Origin of the sequence: Micromonospora sp. CV4 (genome assembly GCF_003667455.1) — a bacterium.
In the GTDB taxonomy this organism is placed as follows: domain Bacteria; phylum Actinomycetota; class Actinomycetes; order Mycobacteriales; family Micromonosporaceae; genus Micromonospora.
The window spans coordinates 59,420-76,319 of record NZ_RCVI01000242.1 but is presented as its reverse complement, the minus strand read 5'-3'; the positions used below and the strand labels follow the sequence as shown (position 1 = coordinate 76,319).

Here is a 16,900-nt window from a genome sequence, read left to right as displayed (position 1 = left end):
TCGTCGGCGAGCGTCAGCGCCGGCACCTCGGCGGCGGGCCGGCCCTCGGCGGCACGGCGGTACACGGTCGGCGCGCCGATCCGGCCGGCCTGGCGCAGCGCGGCGGCGGCGGTCGCCGCGAAGTGCATCGCGGCGGCCGGCGACGGCGGCCGGTCCAGCCAGTCCAGGTGTCGTTCGACCAGCTCCACCGCCCGCGCCTCGTTGCCGGTCAGCGTGCAGAACTCGATGTGGTCGCCGATGTCCCACAGGTCGGCGAGGTTGCCGCGCAGCCGGCGGTACGCCTCCCGGTGCGCGTCCCGCGCCGCCGCACCCCGCCCGGTGCGCAGGTACGGCAGGAGCAGCGCGGTGAGGATCGCCTGCGGCTGCTCGGTGCAGGTGAGCCGGCCGGCGAGGACCGGCTCGGCCAGCGTCACCGCCTCGGCGTCCCGACCGGTGTCGGCGAGGTAGCCCACCTGGCTCGTCGGGTCGCAGCCGGCGCAGTCGGAGAGCTCGTCGCGCGGGGTGGTCTGCCAGAGCCGGTACCAGTGCGCGGCCGCGTCGGCGTCGCCCACGTGATCGGCGACCCGGAACCGGTGCTTGTGGACGGTCTGGAGGCTGTGCCCGCCGGCCTTGTAACGCCGTTCCATGTCGTCCAGCACCGCGTACGTGCGGTCCAGCGGCACCTCCGGGAACTTCAGCAGGCCGGACACCATGTACTTGAAGTGCCACAGCAGGTGGTGCAGGTGACGCTGGTGGTAGGGCTGCGGATCCCGGTCGAACTCGGACAGGCACCAGGAGAAGGTCACGAACGACTTCGCCGGTTCACCGCCGTAGACGTACCCGGTGGTGGCCTGCATCCGGGTGACGAAGGCGAGGTGCCGGTCGTCCGCGGCGTCCACCCGGCGCAGCAACTGCTCCAGCGCGGCGATCTGGCCCGCCCCGTACGGAATGTCGGAGATGCCGCGCAGCACCCGCCACAGATCCTCGTCGGCCATGCTCACTCCCGTCCCGGAACGGCCCGGCCGAGCAGGCCGAGGAAGGAATCGTTCAGCAGCGCGGCGTCGGCCGCGCGGATCGGATGGTGGCCGAGCAGCAGCGCCTGCCCGTACAGCGCCTCGACGGCGAGCCCGACCAGCTCCGGGTCGGCCAGCATGGTGACCCGGCGGACCAGCGGGTTGCGGTGGTTGAGCACCAACTGCGGGCGGTCCGGTGGGGCGGTGGCCGCGAGCGCGTCGAGCACGCCGCCCCACAGCTCGTCGGCCCGGTCCCGGCTGGCCGCGAGCTGGTCGTTGAACGCCGCCGACCGGCTGACCAGATAGAGCGCGGGCAGCGAGACCGGGTCGTACGCCCGGATGACCACCTCGCAGCCGGAGCGCTCGACGGCCCGCTGCGCCGCGCTGAGGAACGGCCGCAGCGCCAGCTCCACCTGCGGGTCGAGGCCGTCGAAGCGGGTGGTGAGATCGCTCGGCTCCAGCCGCTCGATCAGCACCGAGCGGTCCACCACCGGCAGCCGCTCGATCAGCTCGGTGTCGTACGTGTAGCCGGCGTTGACCACCGCCAGGTCCTGCGCGGCGGCCACCGCGGCGAGCTGGCGGAACTCGTCGAGGCTCGCCGCGTAGCGGAGCACCCCGTAGCGTTCCCGGAACTCGGCGAGGGTGAGCGTGCCGACGTTGGTGTCCATCGGCCACCACCGGTCGACCAGCCGGAGCATCTCGTCGTCGTGCAGCGCCAACGCCTTCACGCCGAGGTGGTGCACCTGGAGGAACTCGGCCAGCCGGTGCGGGTCGTGCCGCGCCAGCCGGACCAGCCAGCCGCGTACCTGGTCGCCGAGCGCCTCCCGGGTGGCGGTCAGCAGGGTGTCCTCGTAGAGGGCCTCCCGGCTGGCGGTCGGGCGCAGCTCGGTCGCGTCCACCACGCAGTGCGCGAAGAACGCCCAGTCCGGCAGCAGCCCGTCGGCGTGCTCGGTGAGCAGCATCCGCTTGAGGTAGACCCGGTGCCCGGCCCGGGCCGCCGGGTTCACCGGGGTGGGCAGGATGAAGGCGACACCGGTCAGCCCGGCCTCCGGCACGGTCAGGGGCACCACGTCGAACGGGTCGACGCCGAGCATCTCCCGGGCGTACCGGATCAGCGCCGCCCGGTCGACCGGCGCTCCCGCCGTGGTCGGCCAGGGTGGCTCGCCGGTGGTGGTGACCACGTCGCCGACCCGGACGGTGACCGGCAGCAGGGAACCGAAGAGCCGGGCCAGGTCGGTCACGGTCGGGGTGCTGAACCACTGGTCGGCGTCGCGGCGGGGCACCAGCGTGACCGTCGTGCCCGGCTCGGCGCGGGCGGCCCCCGGCGGCGCCACCGTCACGGCGTAGCGGCCGTCGGCGTATCCGGTCCAGCGGACGGTGGGGTGGTCGCCGTGCCGGGTGAGCACCTGGATCTCGTCAGCCACCAGGAAGCAGGACAGCAGACCGATGCCGAACTGGCCGAGAAACTCGTGCCGGGAGAAGCCCAGCTCGTCGCGTTTGGAGCTGCGGCCGATGGTGGCCAGCAGTTCGTGCACCTGCGCCTCGGTGAGGCCGATGCCGGTGTCGTGCACCCGCAGTGTGCCGTCGCCGGTGATGTCGGGCGGCTCGATGCGGACCAGCGCGGTGGCGTCCGGTTCACCCGCACGCCGCGCGGTGATCGCGTCCACCGAGTTCTGGAGCAGCTCGCGGACGTAGACCCGTGGGCTGCCGTAGAGGTGATGACTGAGCAGGTCGACCACGCCACGGAGGTCGACCTGAAAGGTGTGGTCCACGCCTGAGTTCTCCCCGGTCCGATGCCGGCGCCCACCGTACCGATGATCACCGACGTGTGCGTCCCCCTTTCGCCCGGCGGCTTGACCCTCGACCCGGTCGAACCCGCACGGTCACCGCCATGACCTCCACCGCTCTCGGCCGGGACTTCCGGCTGCTCTGGTCCGCCGCCGTCTCCTCCCGGTTGGGGGATGCGCTGCGTACGCCGGCCCTGGCGTTGCTGGCCGCGACGCTGACCCGCGACCCCCGGGTCATCGCGGCGGTCACCGTGGTCGCCCAGCTACCGCCGCTGCTCTTCGGCCTGCTCGGCGGCGTGTACGCGGACCGCTGGGACCGACGGCGGACGATGGCCCTGGTGGACGGGGTACGCGCGGTCGTGGTGGCGGCGCTGGCCGTGGCGATCGCCTTCGACCGGGCGGGCATCCTGACGCTGCTGGTGGCCGCGTTCCTCCTCGCCACGCTGGGCACCCTCTTCGACGCCGCCTCGTTCGCGCTGCTGCCCGCGCTGGTGCCGCCGGCCGCGCTGCCCCGGGCGAACGGACGGCTCCAGGCGGGTACGGCGGTGGCCGGCGGTTTCCTCGGCGCGCCCGCCGCGGGCGTTCTCTTCGCCGCCGCCCCCGCCCTCCCGTTCACCCTCGACGCCGTCACCTTCGCCGTGGCGGCCCTGCTCGTCCTGGCCCTCACGCCGACATCCGCTGCGCGCCCGGTGAGCGTCGCTCGACGGGGGTCGGTGTGGGGCGAGATCGCCGAGGGGGTGCGGTGGCTGCGTGGGCACCGGACACTGTGGCGGTTCACCCTGCTCACCGCCGCGAGCAACCTGGCGATCAGCGGTGTGCTGGCGGTGCTGGTGCTCTACGCGCTGGACGTGTTGCGGGTGCCGCCGGCCGGGTACGGGCTGTTCGCCGCGGGCGCGATCGTCGGCGGTGTGGCCGGGGCGCTCGGGGCGAGTCGGCTCGCCGCCCGGCTCGGCACGGCGCCCGCGCTGGGCGTGGTGCTCGCCGTGCAGACCGTCGCGCTGACCGGGTTCGCGCTGGCCCGGCATCCGGTGCCGGGCGGGATCGCGCTGGCGGTCTTCGCCGCCGGCACCGCGGTGTGGAACAGCCTGTGGGCGTCGTACGGGCAGCGGCACGTGCCGAGCGGACTGCTCGGTCGGGTGGGTGCCGCCCAGCGGATGGTCGGGCTGCTCACCGCGCCGGTGGGCGCGGCGCTCGCGGGGCTGGTCGCCTCGGCGTACGGGACCGTGCCGGTGGCGGGTGCGGCCGCCGGAACGTTCGCGCTGGTCACCCTGGCGGCGTGGCGGGCACTGCGGACCTAGGGTGTTCGTTCCCGGTGGGACAGCCCGGACAGGCGCAGCGCGATCTGGCGCCGGGCCGGCGGGACGGCGCCGAGCAGCCGGAGCAGCACGTCCCGGATCGGCCGGCGGGCCGGGGAGAGGGTGGCCAGCCGGGTCAGCCCGGCGGCGAAGCTCAGCACGTCCTCGGCCATTGGGCGCTGCCGGGCCGTGTACTCGTCGAGCAGCGTCTCCGGGCCGCCGTCGAGCACATCGGCCAGCGCGGCGCCGAGTGCCACCGCGTCGCAGATGCCGAGGTTCATGCCCTGTCCGCCGGCGGGGCTGTGCACGTGCCCGGCGTCCCCGGCCAGCAGCACCGGTCCGGCCCGGAAGGTGTCGGCGATCCGGTGGTGCACCCGGAACCGGGAGCCCCAGAGCACCTCGGTCACCCGGTCGGGTCGCCGGGCCGGTCCGCGCTCGTCGAGCAGCGCCTGAAGGTAGGCCGTGTCCGGCTCCGCCGGGGCGGTCGGCACGGCGGCGACCAGCCGGACCACCCCGTCCGGGAGCGGCGCCCAGATCAGCGGCCCGGAGCGGGCGAGGAAGAGCGCCGCCTCGTCCCGGGGCAGGACGCTGTGTACCCGGACGTCGGCCAGCACGAAGGACTCCTCGTCGCTGGGGCCGGTGAAGCCGATGCCGGCCAACTGTCGGACCGTGCTGTGCAGGCCGTCCGCGCCGACCACGAACCGGGCGCGCACCTCGGCCCCATCGACCTGCGCGACCACTCCGTCCGCGGTCCGGCTCAGTCCGGTCAACCGGCACGGCCGCCGCACCTGAACGCCGTGGTCGGCCAGTTGCGCGGTGAGCACCGCCTCGGTGACCGACTGGGAGACCATCAGCGCGTAGGGGAAGCGGGACGGCAACTGGTGGAACGGGACCGACAGCAGCACCCGGTCCCGGTCGCGGACGGTGAATCGCGGCGCCCGCACCCCCTGGGCGACCAGCGGCGTCGCGGCGCCGATCCGGTCCAGCACCTCCAGGGTGTACGCGTGCACGACGGCCGCCCGGGAGGTCGACGGCGGGCTGCCGAGCTGGTCCAGGACGGTGACGTCCACGCCGCGGCGGGCCAGTGTCAGCGCGGTGGCGAGGCCGGTGGGGCCGCCGCCCACCACCAGAACGTCGGTATTCGTGGGCAGCATGACCACCTCCGGAACGACCGTTGCCAACACACGTTGGCAAACACTTGTTGGCAACGCTAGGTCCGCTCATTGTTGTATGTCAACAGGCGTTGGCCTACGGTCGTTGACATGACAGTGCGCGTCGACTCGACCCAGCCCCGCCGCTCGGACGTCACCCGGGCCGCGATCCTGCGAGCCGCCCGTGAACGGTTCGCGTCGGACGGGTACGAGCGCGCCACCATCCGGGCCATCGCCGCCGACGCCCGGATCGACCCGTCGATGGTGATGCGCTACTACGGCAGCAAGGAGGGTCTCTTCGCGGCGGCGGCCGAGTTCGACCTCCGGCTGCCCGACCTGACCCACGTGCCGCCCGGACGGTTCGGCGACGTGCTGGTGCGGCACTTCCTGGCCCGGTGGGACGGCGACGAGACGCTCGTCGCGCTGCTGCGGGCCGCGAGCACCAACCCGGGCGCGGCGGAGCGGATGCGCGGCATCTTCGCCGACCAGCTCATCACTGCCGTGGCCACGTTCGGCGGCGACCCGGCAACCACCGCCCGACGCGCCGGCCTGGTGGCCAGTCAGATCCTCGGCCTCGCCTTCACCCGCTACATCGTCCGCCTGCCACCGATGGTGGAGCTGGATCAGGAGGAGCTGGTCTCCTGGATCGCACCGACCCTCCAGCGCTATCTGACCGGGCAGCCGGAGAGCTGACCCAACCTTTTCCCCCTCGCCGTGCGTCTGGCAGGTGAGGCCGAACGCGACGGCCGGGAGGTGGGCGGATGGCAAGCGACGGACGCGACGGCTACCTCGCCTTCGTGGAGAGCCACCAGCACCGCCTGCTGCGCGCGGCCTACCTGATCTGCGGCAACCGGCACCAGGCCGAGGACCTCCTCCAGGACGCGCTGCTCAAGCTGGCGCTGCGCTGGAGCACGGTCCGCGACGGCGATCCCGCCGCGTACGTGCGGGCCATCCTCTACCGGGACACCGTGTCGTGGTGGCGTCGGCGGCGACGGGAACGGCTCAGCGCCGAGCCGCCGGAGCAGGTGGCCCCCGACCGTGACGGCGCGCTACGCCTGACGCTGCACGACGCGCTCGGCCTGCTCCCGCCCCGTCAGCGGGCCGTGCTGGTGCTGCGCTACTACGAGGACCTGACCGAGGTGGCCACCGCCGAGGCGCTCGGGGTGACCGTCGGCACCGTGAAGAGCCAGTGCCACGCGGCGCTGCGTCGGCTCCGCGAGGTGGCCCCGGACCTCGCCCGGAACACCCGGCCGGCCCAGGACCCGGCCGGTCGCGGTGACCTGGCCAGCGGCCTGGAGGTGAACCCGTGAACGAGCAGGAACTGCGCCGGCTGTTGACCGTCAGCGTCGAGGACGTCCGGCCCAGCCACCCGGCGGCGGCCGGCTGGGAGCGGGCACGGCGCACCCGGCGTACCCGACGGGCGGTCGGCGCGGTCGCCCTGGCCGTGGCCCTCGTCGGCGGCGGCACGGTGACCGCCCTGCGACCCACCGCCGAACGGCCGCCGGACCTCTCGGTGGCTCCGACGGTCAACCCAACCGTCGCCCCGACCGTCGAGGCCCCGCACCCCGGTCCGGCGCAGAGCCCTCCGGCCGAGCTGACCTTCCCGCCCGACCCGCTGGCCCGGCTCGGCGACCCGGCGACCGTGCCGCTCTCCGCGCGACCGGTTCAGCGGGCGCTGGCGCTGTTCCAACCGTTGAACGAGGAGTACCGCGCGGACGGTCCGGTCCGGATCCTCGGCGACGACGGCGTGGTGCGCAGTCTCGACGTGGTGACCCCGGCGCCGACCCGGGACGAGGGCGGCAACGAGGCGCCCGCCGTGAAGCCGGGAGTGCTGTCGCCCGACGGTCGCTCGGCCGCGTTCGCGCAGACCAACGAGCTGATCCTCGTCGACCTCACCACTGCCGCCGTACGCCGGATCCCGCTCGCCGGCTACCTGGAGCTGGTGGTTTGGGCGAACGACCGGGTGCTCGTCGGCGGCGACAACCGGACGTACGCGGTGGACCGCGTCACCGGCGCGGCGAGCGCGATCGACGTGTCGGCCTGGGACGTGGCGGCACCCGACCCGGCGGCCGGGCGCGAGGCGGCACTGGTCGAGACGGGCGGCGTACGGGGCGGCCTGATGCTGCGCAGCCGGACCGCCGGCACGGGCGCCGTCCGCTCCGAACAACCCGTCACGGGTGGGTTGCTGCCGGCGCCGTACCAGGTCAACGAGTTCTACGGCCGGGGCTGGTTGCACGGCAGCCGGCTGGCGCGGGCCGCCTGGATCACCAACGGCGAGATCGACGGCGCCGAGGGGGTGACCGTGCTGGACGCCCGCACGGGTGCGGTGGCCCACGTGCTCGACCTGGGCCGGGACCGCGCCAAGGGCTGCTGCCCGGTGCTGGGCTGGGACAACACGGGCGCGGTGCTGCTGCGCCTGGAGCCGGCCGGGCTGGCGCGGTGGAACCCGGAGACCGGCGAGATCACCGGCATCGTGCGCGACCTGCCCGGCATGGTGGCACTCGCCGGTTGAGCACCGTCCCCGCGCGTCCGCGACGGACGCGCGGGGACCGTTCCGCTCAGGCGGCGAGGCCGCCCGGCTGATCGCCCTTCACGACGGGAGCCCGGACGAGGTTGCCCCACTCGGTCCAGGAACCGTCGTAGTTGCGCACCTGCGGGTAGCCGAGCAGGTGCCGCAGCACGAACCAGGTGTGGCTGGACCGCTCGCCGATCCGGCAGTACGCGATCACGTCGTCGTCCGGGCTGAGCCCGAGCTGATCGGCGTAGATCGCCTTCAGCTCGTCGGCGGACTTGAACGTGCCGTCCTCGTTCGCGGCGGACTTCCACGGCTTGCTGACCGCGCCCGGAATGTGGCCGCCACGCAGCGCCCCCTCCTGCGGGTAGTCGGGCATGTGCAGCATCTCGCCGGTGTACTCGCCCGGGGACCGGACGTCGACCAGCGGACGGCCCGAGGCGACGTGTGCCATCACCTGCTCGCGGAACGCCCGCAGCGGCGTGTCGTCGCGCAGCGGGACCGGGTAGTCGGCGCGCGGCCGGTTCGGCTTGTCGCGGGTGACCTCGCGCCCCTCGGCGATCCACTTCTGCCGGCCACCGTCGAGCAGCCGCACGTCGGCGTGCCCGAACAGCGAGAAGACCCAGAGGGCGTACGCCGCCCACCAGTTGAAGTTGTCGCCGTAGAAGACCACCGTGTCGCCGCGGCCGATGCCCTTGGCGGCGCACATCTCGGCGAAGCTCTTCGCGTCGAGATAGTCCCTGGTGACCTGGTCGTTCAGCTCCAGGTGCCAGTCGACCTTCACGGCGCCGGGAATGTGGCCGGACTCGTAGAGCAGGACGTCCTCGTCGGACTCGACCACGACGAGGCCCTCGTCACCCAGGTGCTCGGCCAGCCAGTCGGTGGTGACCAGCCGCTGCGGGTCCGCGTAGGACTGGAGACGGGGATCAGGATCGCTCGGCACAGACATGATCCCCAAGGTACGCCGCCACCCTGCCCGACGACCGGTCATCGGGTGCGACGCCGCCCACGTGACGGGCGCTCAGGCGCGGCGGTGGGCGATGCGACCGGCGACCACGGTCACCAGGCAGGCGCCGTCGACGCCGTGGACCGCCAGGTCGGCGCGCCCACCCCGCAGCAGCGCCGGCGTCACGGCGGCGGGCAGGACCAGCAGGTCACTCTTGTCGACGGCGGCGCGCACCGCCGGATCGGCCAGATGCTCCGCGAGCACCGCCGTCACCCCGGTCCGCAGCAACGCGTGCAACCGCTCGCGCGGGGTGGGCGCCGCCGGAGGCGGGCCGTCGTGCAGCAGGCCCGGCCCGAGCGTTCCGGGCCAGCGACGGACCCGAACGTCGGGGTACGCCCCGCTCAGCTCGGCGAGTGGGCCGACGGCCTCGATCCGGTCGGCGCTCACCAGCACGGCGTGATCGGGCATCGGCTCACCGTCGGCGGTGAGCCGCAGCAGCGGCGCGGTGTGCAGGGTGCGCACGCTCAGTCGGCGATCGGGCCGAGCAGTGGACGCTTCGCGGTGACCGTGTCGCCGGACGACCGGCCGGTCAGCCGCCGCTTGATCCACGGAGCCAGGTGCTGCCCGGCCCAGCGCAGGTCGGCCGCGCGGGCGGCGAGCCACGGGGAGGGCGCGGGATGCGGGGGCACCATCAGCCACTCCTCGTCGCAGCCGACGCCGAGCGCGGTGAGCACCTGCCCGGCGACCCGTCGGTGCCCGGCCTCACTCAGGTGCAGCCGGTCGGTGCTCCAGAGCATCGGGTTGAGGAAGGTGTCGTCGGCGTACAGGTCGACCATGATGGCGCCGTGCCGCTCGGCCGTGTCGCCGACCGCCTGGTTGAGCAGTTCCACCCGGGGGGCGACGAGACGCTGGCCGGGCAGCCGGGCCATCACGTCGGCGAACCGGAAGAGCAGCACGTCCGCGCCACCCGAGCGCAACTGCCGCACCACCTCGTCGAAGCGGGCGACCAGCGTGTCCGGATCGAAGGTGCGGCGCAGCACGTCGTTGCCGCCGGCCGCGAAGCTGATCAGGTCGGGCTTCATGGCCACCGCGGCGGGCACCTGCTCGGCGACCACGCTGGGGAACAGCCGACCCCGGATGGCCAGGTTGGCGTACCGGAAGTCCGGGCCCGCCTCGACGGCGAGCCGGGTCGCCACCATGTCGGCCCAGCCCCGGTAGGTGCCGTCCGGGTACGCGTCGTCCATACCCTCGGTGAAGCTGTCCCCGACCGCGACAAAACTGCGCCAGCCCACCCGCGCCCCCTCAAGACACTCGTTGCCTGCGGCGACCAGTCTGTCACCGGAGACCCGGCCGTCGGTGCCCCCGCAGGGACGACGTGGCGGAGGTCATCAGTCACGCTCGGGGTGGCCCGGCCCGTGTCCGAGCCACCCTCGTTCCGCTCAGCCGAGCGCGTTGATGATCTGCATGTCCCGGAGGCTCGGCGGCTCCGCCTGCTCGGCGACCTTCTTACCGTCCTCGCCGACGAGAAGCAGGGTGTACCGGTCGCCGCTGCGAACCCGGACCACCATGGACCCGTCGGCCTGGAAGAAGACCTGTCGCAGCTCGCGGTCGCCCAGCGGCAGCACGACCTCCTTGCCGGTTCGGGTGTCCAGCACCACGTTCGCCAGCAGCGATCTGGCGGCGTCGCCTCCCTCGTTCCCGCGCGCGATCCGGAACAGGGCGATGTGCCGTCCGTCCGGCGAGATGCTGGCCAGGTCGTAGCAGACGTACGCGCTTCCCTCGCCGCCGAGACCCGGTATGACCCGCCGCGCCGATCCGCGCCGGTCGGTCAGGAACACCGTGCCGTCCCCGCCGTCCGCGAGCGCGAGGGTGCCGTTCGCGGCCCACACCGGGTGGCAGCCAAGGAGGCCATCCACCTTCTGGTACGCGCCGGAAACGACGTCCACCAGCCCGGCTCCCTCCCCGGCGACCGCGGCCGTCAGATGCCGCGAGTCTGGTGACCAGGTCGTCTGGCACATCGAGTCGGTCTGTTCGCGGACCTTTCGCTTGCCCGACCCGTCGAGCGCGGAGACCCAGAGCGTCCCGTCACGGTCCACCCACGCCACCTGGCGCCCGTCCGGCGAGACCGTCGCGCTCAGCACCGCGGGTTCCCAGGGCAGGGCGAGCAGCCGGTCCGGCGAGTCACCTGGCTTCCACGACCACAGGCGGACGGTGCCAAGGTTAGTGGTCGGCATCGGCCCGTAGACGACCTTTCCCAACCGGGCCGTGGGCGTGGCCGGCGACGACGTGTCCGGGGGCACGGCTGGCCGGGAGGGCGTCACGCTCGGCGCCGGGGCGGACGGGACCGGAGAGGGACTGGCCGTGGGCGACTCGGCCGGCACCGGACCGGGGCCGGCATCGGGCCGTACCGCCAGGGCCGTGCCGGCGGCCGCCCCGAGCAGAACCACCGCGGCGGCCGAGGTGGCGATAGCGCGCTGAAGGCCGAGCCGGCGGGACGTCCGCAGGCTTCGGTCCCGAAGGTCGACCACGGTGACCTCCTCGGCCAGATCGGTCAGGTCGAACCGGAGGCGGTCGTGGTTCATCGGGTGCTCCCTTCCAGGAGGTACAGCTCGGCGAGCTCGGGCGCGACGGCACGCAGTCTGGCCAGGGCCTTGGCCGTCTGGCTCTTCACGGTGCCGACGGTGACGCCGAGCAGGTCGGCGGCCTCGGCCTCGGTGCGGTCCTCGAAGAACCGCAGGACCAGCACGGCCCGCTGCTTCGGGGAGAGCTTCGCCAGCGCCGCCCGCAGGGTGAGCCGCACGCTGGTCTGGTGCGCGTGGTCGGGTGCCGAGCCGCCTCCGCGTGGCTCGGGCAGCTCGCCCGGCATCGACTCGGGAACCCGGTGGCGGCGCCACCAGGAGACCTGGAGGTGGTACATGATCCTGCGGGTGTACGCCTCGGCGTTGCCGCTGTCATGCAGGCGGTTCCAGGAGCGGTGGGTGCGGGCCAGCGCCGACTGGACCAGGTCCTCGGCCAGGTGCTGGTCGCCGGTGAGCAGGTAGGCCGAGCGCAGCAGCGCCGGCGTTCGGGTACGGACGAACGAGTCGAACTCCGTCAGCAGAGCGTCCACACGAGCCGATCCTTCGGGTCATGGTGCGGCGAGGTTGATGCCTTCCCAGACGCGAGTCGGGACGGCGATGGTTGCCACCGCCGACGCCTGTTCGCCGTCATCCGTCCGGCTCGACGATCGGTCGGCGGTACGGCCCCCAGGAGACGAACCGCTCGAACAGCTCGCGCGGCGTCGGGCCGTCGTGCGGATTCAACCGGAACAGGTCGTGCGTCGCCTCGTGGTAGAGCCCGGACAGGTAGATGGCCAGGTCGACGTGGCGATCGTCGTACTCGACCTTGAGCAGCAGCCGCGCGTCCGCGCAGGGCCAGGGCAGGCCGCAGGCCCGGCACAGCCACAGCGGACGGATTGGCAGGTGCGGCCGGTGGCCCGGTGGGTACGGCCGGGGGCGGTCGGCGTACGGACCGAGCCGGGGTACGGGCAGCTCACCGGTCAGGCGTTTGCGCATCTCGACCTCCCTCAGGCGCTACGTGACACTCTGCTGAAGGAGGAACTACTGTCGGAAGGCATCGACCGTGGTCGGGGCGAGTCCGGGTCGGTTCCCGGCGATCGTCCGGACCGGCCGGGGCAACACCGGAGAAGCGTGGAGGAAGTGTGGAAGGTGAACCGACCGCGGAGCTGATCCGGGCACAACTCCGGCGGCTGCGGCTCAGCGCCGAGCTGAGTCAGGAGGAGTTCGGGAAGCTCGTCCACTTCTCGGGCTCGCAGGTGTCCGCCGTGGAGCTGGGTCAGCGCCCGCTCGACCGGTTCTTCCTCAAACGGGCGGACGAGGTGCTGGGCACGGGCGGGCTGCTCATGTCGCTGCTCAAGCTGGCCGAGCGCGACGGGCAGCCGAGCTGGCTCCGACCGTGGCTGGAAGCCGAACGCCAGGCCCAGCAGATGCGGTGTTACCAGCCGACCCTCGTTCCAGGGCTGCTACAGACGGAGAACTACGCCCGAGCAGTGATCCGCAGTGACAACACGATCAGTGATGATGAGGTCGAGAAGCGACTCGCGGTCCGGATGGACCGGCAAACCATCCTCTGCCAGGCCGACCCGCCCATGTACATCGCCGTTGTCGAGGAAACCGTTCTGCGCCGTTCCGACGAGAGCTTCCAAGCGCTCATGGCGGAGCAGGTGGTGCGTCTCGTCGAGTGTGCGGACCGGCCGCACATCAGCATCCACATCATCCCGGGCGACATCCCGATGCACGTCGGACTGGTGGGACCGTTCGCTCTGGCGCGAGGTGGCGACGGTGGCTGGGTCGGCCATCTGGAGACTCAGCTCGGCGGCGTGGTGGTCGACAGGGACGAGGATGTGGCTATCCTGCTGGCCAGATGGGAGAGCGTCCGCAGCCAGGCACTGTCCCACCGGCAGTCGGTCGAGCTGATGAAGGAAGTGATGACGTCATGGAGCTGATCGGCGCTACCTGGCGCAAGTCCACCCGCAGCGGCACCCAGGGCGACTGCGTCGAGGTGGCCGACAACCTCGTCGGCGTCGTCGGTGTGCGGGACAGCAAGGACCCTGCCGGACCGGTGCTCACCTTCGACCCGCAGTCCTGGCGAGCCTTCGTCACCGCTGCCAAACGGCGCTGACTGCGCCGCACGGGAGCTGATCCACTCGGGTTCCCGGAAACCGGGGCGTCCGCACGAGTAGGACACCCCGACCTCATGAAAATCGAGCCGATCAGGCGGGACATCGGCGTCGAAATGGATCGCTGATCCCGCCGCAGCGGTCGTAGGCTGCGCTGATGCTGCTACGCATGTCGACCCTGTTGCTGCGGACCCTGCGGGAGGACCCGGCCGACGCGGAGGTGCCGAGCCATCGGCTCCTGCTGCGCGCCGGCTACATCCGCCGCGCCGCGCCGGGCGGCTACACCTGGCTGCCGCTGGGCAAGCTGGTGCTGGACCGGATCACCGAGGTGGTGCGCGGCGAGCTGATCGCGATCGGCGACCAGGAGGTGCACTTCCCGGCGCTGCTGCCCGCGGAGCCGTACCGGGCCAGCGGCCGGTGGACGGAGTACGGCGACGACATCTTCACCCTCGCCGACCGGCGCGGCGCCGAGCACCTGTTGGCGCCCACCCACGAGGAGTTGGCGGCGCTGCTGGTCAAGGACCTGTTCACGTCGTACCGGGATTTTCCGGTGACGCTGTTCCAGGTGCAGACCAAGTTCCGGGACGAGGCGAGGCCGCGGGCCGGTCTGCTGCGCGGCCGGGAGTTCCTGATGAAGGACGCGTACTCCTTCGACCTGGACGACGCGGGGCTGCGGGACGCGTACGGACGGCACCGGGCGGCGTACCGGCGGATCTTCGACCGGCTGGGCCTGGACTACACGGTGGTGCACGCGATGTCCGGTGCGATGGGCGGCTCGGCGTCGGAGGAGTTCCTGGCCGCGACGCCGGTCGGCGAGGACACCTTCGTCGGCTGCACCGCCTGCGACTACGCGGCGAACACCGAGGCGGTCGTCACCCGGGCGCCCGCCGCCGGGGACCCGACCGCGCATCGGGCCCTGGAGGTGCACGACACGCCCGAGACCCCGACGATCGCCAGCCTCGTGGAGCTGGCCAACGACCGCCGCCTGGGTGACCGGGACGGCTGGACGGCCGCCGACACCCTGAAGAACGTCGTGCTGTCCGTCCGTCAGCCCGGCGCGGAGCGGGCCGAGCCGCTGGTGATCGGCCTGCCCGGTGACCGGGAGGTCGACCTGAAGCGGGTGGGCGCAGCGCTGCATCCGGCCCAGGTGGCCGTCTTCGAGGAATGGGCCGACCACCCGGAGCTGATTCGCGGGTACATCGGGCCGCAACTGCTCGACAAGCTGGGCATCCGCTACCTCGTCGATCCTCGGGTGGTGCCCGGCTCAGCGTGGCTGACCGGTGCGAACGAGCCGGGCCGGCACGCGACGGACGTGGTCTGCGGGCGGGACTTCACGCCCGACGGCATGATCGAGGCGGCCGAGGTACGCGCCGGCGACCCCTGCCCGGACTGCGACGACGGCGAGTTGACCATCCGGCGGGGCATCGAGATCGGGCACATCTTCCAACTCGGCCGCCGGTTCACCGACGCGTTCGCGGTCGACGTGCTCGGTCCGGCGGGCAAGCCGGTCCGGCCGACCATGGGCTGCTACGGCATCGGGGTGTCGCGGGCGGTGGCGGCGATCGCCGAGCAGCACCACGACGACCGGGGGCTGATGTGGCCGGCGGCGGTCGCGCCGTGCGACGTACACCTGGTCGTGGCGGGCAAGGGGCCGCAGCTCGACGCGGCGCTGGACCTCGGCGGTCGTCTCGCGAACGCCGGCCTGCGGGTGCTGGTCGACGACCGGACGCACGTGTCGGCGGGGGTGAAGTTCACCGACGCCGAGCTGATCGGCATTCCGCGCGCCGTCGTGGTCGGCCGACGGCTGGCCGACGGTTACGTCGAGCTGCGGGAGCGGGCCGGCGACGGGCGCACCGAGCTGCCGCTCGACGGTCTGGTGGAACGGTTGGTCGACGAGGTACGCCGCGAGCGTGGGAACCTGGTGTAGCCACCGCGTCACGGGGTACCGCAGTTCGATCGGGTGGAAACGTTCGGAGGCTCTCATGACCGGTTACCGGGTCAGCGACGTGATGACCAAGCAGGTGGTCTACCTGCCGGCGGAGACCACCCTGGACGAGGCGGCCAGGGTGATGAAGGAGGCGGACATCGGCGACGTGGTGGTCACCGACGGCGCCAGCCTCGCCGGCATGCTCACCGACCGGGACATCGTGGTCCGGGCGGTGGCCGAGAACAGCTCGCCGGCCGCCACGACCATCGGCTCGATCGTCACCCGCGAGGTGATCATGATCGAGCAGCACTGCACCGCGGGCGAGGCCGCCGCGTTGATGCGGGACCGGGGCATCCGGCGGGTGCTGGTCTGTGACACCGACCGCAAGCTGGTCGGCATCGTCTCGCTCGGCGACCTTGCCATGCAGCTCGACCCGACCAGCGCCCTCAGCGAGATCAGCGAGCAGTCCCCAACCGTCTGAGTGCGACGGAAAGGCCCACGTCGACGGCGGTAGCCTCGACGCATGGCTGACATGCCGGCCCGACTGGCCGAGATCGTCGACGAGTTCGCTGCCGCTCCCCGGGACCTGGTGCTGGAGATGCTCCTGGAGTACGCCGACGTCATCCCGCCGCTGCCGGACGACACCGGACGCGAGGGCATGGAGCAGGTGCCGGAGTGCCAGACGGCGTTCTTCCTGCGCGCCCGGGTGACGCCGGACGGGGTCGTCGAGACGCTCTTCGACTGCCCGCCGGAGGCGCCGACCACCCGGGCGTTCGCCGGGATCCTCGCCGAGGGGCTGGCCGGCGCGAGCGCCGAGGAGGTGCTGGCCGTGCCGGACGACCTCTACCAGCGGATGGGCCTGGCTCAGGCGATCAGCCCGCTGCGGGTGCGCGGTGGCACCGCGATCCTGGGCCGGCTCAAGCGCCAGGTCCGGGAACAGATCGGCTGACCGGCGGGTTGGCACCGATCATGGAGATCGAGATCTACGCGGACGTCGTGTGCCCGTGGTGCTACATCGGCAAGCGCCGGCTGGAGGAGGCGCTCGCCAGCTACGGCGGCGAGGTGACCGTCCGCTACCGGCCGTTCCAGCTCGATCCGTCGCCGGTGGCCGAGGCCCGGCCCCTGATCGAGGCGATGGCCGACAGGTTCGGCGGCCCGGAGCGGGCCCGGGAGATGTTCGCCCACGTGACCGGGGTCGCGGCGGGTGACGGGCTGCGGCTGGACTTCGAGCGGGCGGTGACCGCGAACACCTTCGACGCGCACCGGCTGGTCTCGTACGCCGCCGACCACGGCCGGGCGGCCGAGATGGTGGAGGCGCTCTACCAGGCGTACTTCACCCAGGGCGTCGACGTCGGCTCCCGAGAGGCCCTGGCCGCGCTGGCCGGCGGAATCGGCCTGGACGCCGTCGACGTGCGCAGGTTCCTCGACTCCGACGAGCGGACCGCCGACCTCGCCGCCGAGTTGGCCGCCGCCCGGGATCTGGGCGTCACCAGCGTGCCGACCTTCGTGCTGGCCGGAAAGTACGCGGTGACCGGCGCCCAGGAGGCACAGACGCTGCTCGCCGCGCTGGCCGAGGTCGAGCAGCGCGAGTCCGGAGCGCACTCGCACTGAG

18 protein-coding genes and 1 pseudogene are annotated in these 16,900 nt (G+C 72.9%); 10 read left to right on the top strand and 9 right to left on the bottom strand.

What is annotated here, in order from left to right; genetic code table 11:
* Together EAD98_RS12445 and EAD98_RS12440 are read right to left on the bottom strand one after the other, a co-directional pair.
* Positions 1 to 974: pseudogene (locus EAD98_RS12445) on the bottom strand (hypothetical protein); the annotation flags it as partial.
* 2 nt (positions 975 to 976) lie between these two features.
* The gene (locus EAD98_RS12440) at positions 977 to 2,764 is read right to left on the bottom strand and encodes an HSP90 family protein (protein WP_121654211.1); all 1,788 of its coding nucleotides are present in this window, start codon (positions 2,762 to 2,764) and stop codon (positions 977 to 979) included.
* Positions 2,765 to 2,883: 119 nt separating this feature from the next.
* On the opposite strand from EAD98_RS12440, the gene EAD98_RS12435 reads away from it, so the two are divergent.
* Positions 2,884 to 4,077, top strand: a complete 1,194-nt coding sequence (locus EAD98_RS12435) for an MFS transporter (RefSeq protein WP_121654210.1) — start codon at positions 2,884 to 2,886, stop codon at positions 4,075 to 4,077.
* Here EAD98_RS12435 and EAD98_RS12430 read toward each other — a convergent pair.
* Complete coding sequence (locus tag EAD98_RS12430; protein ID WP_121654212.1) at positions 4,074 to 5,228, bottom strand: FAD-dependent oxidoreductase; 1,155 nt, start codon at positions 5,226 to 5,228, stop codon at positions 4,074 to 4,076. The two genes, EAD98_RS12435 and EAD98_RS12430, sit on opposite strands and share 4 nt — an antisense overlap.
* Before the next feature lie 108 nt (positions 5,229 to 5,336).
* On the opposite strand from EAD98_RS12430, the gene EAD98_RS12425 reads away from it, so the two are divergent.
* From EAD98_RS12425 to EAD98_RS12415, 3 genes are all read left to right on the top strand, one after another.
* Positions 5,337 to 5,918, top strand: a complete 582-nt coding sequence (locus tag EAD98_RS12425) for a TetR family transcriptional regulator (RefSeq protein WP_121654209.1) — start codon at positions 5,337 to 5,339, stop codon at positions 5,916 to 5,918.
* A 68-nt stretch (positions 5,919 to 5,986) separates the two neighbouring features.
* Complete coding sequence (locus tag EAD98_RS12420; protein ID WP_121654208.1) at positions 5,987 to 6,535, top strand: SigE family RNA polymerase sigma factor; 549 nt, start codon at positions 5,987 to 5,989, stop codon at positions 6,533 to 6,535.
* Complete coding sequence (locus EAD98_RS12415) at positions 6,532 to 7,737, top strand: hypothetical protein (protein ID WP_121654207.1); 1,206 nt, start codon at positions 6,532 to 6,534, stop codon at positions 7,735 to 7,737. The genes EAD98_RS12420 and EAD98_RS12415 overlap by 4 nt, the downstream gene beginning before the upstream one ends.
* A gap of 46 nt (positions 7,738 to 7,783) precedes the next feature.
* Here EAD98_RS12415 and EAD98_RS12410 read toward each other — a convergent pair whose 3' ends face one another.
* The 6 genes from EAD98_RS12410 to EAD98_RS12385 all read right to left on the bottom strand — a co-directional run bounded on the left by EAD98_RS12410 (position 7,784) and on the right by EAD98_RS12385 (position 12,237).
* Positions 7,784 to 8,686, bottom strand: coding sequence for a sulfurtransferase (locus tag EAD98_RS12410; RefSeq protein WP_121654206.1), 903 nt, complete (start codon positions 8,684 to 8,686; stop codon positions 7,784 to 7,786).
* Positions 8,687 to 8,758: 72 nt separating this feature from the next.
* On the bottom strand, positions 8,759 to 9,205 hold the full coding sequence (locus EAD98_RS12405) for a hypothetical protein (RefSeq protein WP_121654205.1): 447 nt from the start codon (positions 9,203 to 9,205) through the stop codon (positions 8,759 to 8,761).
* Positions 9,206 to 9,207: 2 nt separating this feature from the next.
* Positions 9,208 to 9,975: an SGNH/GDSL hydrolase family protein gene (locus EAD98_RS12400; RefSeq protein WP_121654204.1), complete on the bottom strand. Its 768-nt coding sequence runs from the start codon at positions 9,973 to 9,975 to the stop codon at positions 9,208 to 9,210.
* A 147-nt stretch (positions 9,976 to 10,122) separates the two neighbouring features.
* Entirely contained in the window at positions 10,123 to 11,265 is a 1,143-nt protein-coding gene (locus tag EAD98_RS12395) for a WD40 repeat domain-containing protein (RefSeq protein WP_121654203.1), read from the bottom strand.
* On the bottom strand, positions 11,262 to 11,792 hold the full coding sequence (locus EAD98_RS12390) for a SigE family RNA polymerase sigma factor (RefSeq protein WP_121654202.1): 531 nt from the start codon (positions 11,790 to 11,792) through the stop codon (positions 11,262 to 11,264). The genes EAD98_RS12395 and EAD98_RS12390 overlap by 4 nt, the downstream gene beginning before the upstream one ends.
* Positions 11,793 to 11,889: 97 nt before the next feature.
* Complete coding sequence (locus EAD98_RS12385) at positions 11,890 to 12,237, bottom strand: hypothetical protein (RefSeq protein WP_121654201.1); 348 nt, start codon at positions 12,235 to 12,237, stop codon at positions 11,890 to 11,892.
* 146 nt (positions 12,238 to 12,383) lie between these two features.
* Between EAD98_RS12385 and EAD98_RS12380 the strand changes: the two genes are divergently transcribed.
* The 6 genes from EAD98_RS12380 to EAD98_RS12355 all read left to right on the top strand — a co-directional run bounded on the left by EAD98_RS12380 (position 12,384) and on the right by EAD98_RS12355 (position 16,899).
* Positions 12,384 to 13,187 (top strand): helix-turn-helix transcriptional regulator, encoded by an 804-nt coding sequence (locus EAD98_RS12380; RefSeq protein WP_121654200.1) that lies wholly within the window; start codon positions 12,384 to 12,386, stop codon positions 13,185 to 13,187.
* The gene (locus tag EAD98_RS12375; protein WP_121654199.1) at positions 13,178 to 13,363 is read left to right on the top strand and encodes a DUF397 domain-containing protein; all 186 of its coding nucleotides are present in this window, start codon (positions 13,178 to 13,180) and stop codon (positions 13,361 to 13,363) included. The genes EAD98_RS12380 and EAD98_RS12375 overlap by 10 nt, the downstream gene beginning before the upstream one ends.
* A gap of 155 nt (positions 13,364 to 13,518) precedes the next feature.
* Positions 13,519 to 15,288: a proline--tRNA ligase gene (locus tag EAD98_RS12370; RefSeq protein WP_121654198.1), complete on the top strand. Its 1,770-nt coding sequence runs from the start codon at positions 13,519 to 13,521 to the stop codon at positions 15,286 to 15,288.
* A gap of 55 nt (positions 15,289 to 15,343) precedes the next feature.
* On the top strand, positions 15,344 to 15,769 hold the full coding sequence (locus EAD98_RS12365; RefSeq protein WP_121654197.1) for a CBS domain-containing protein: 426 nt from the start codon (positions 15,344 to 15,346) through the stop codon (positions 15,767 to 15,769).
* A gap of 42 nt (positions 15,770 to 15,811) precedes the next feature.
* A complete protein-coding gene (locus EAD98_RS12360; protein WP_121654196.1) occupies positions 15,812 to 16,237 on the top strand; it encodes a SufE family protein in 426 nt (141 codons plus the stop codon).
* Positions 16,238 to 16,257: 20 nt separating this feature from the next.
* On the top strand, positions 16,258 to 16,899 hold the full coding sequence (locus EAD98_RS12355; protein ID WP_121654195.1) for a DsbA family protein: 642 nt from the start codon (positions 16,258 to 16,260) through the stop codon (positions 16,897 to 16,899).
* The last annotated feature ends 1 nt before the right edge of the window (position 16,900 follow it).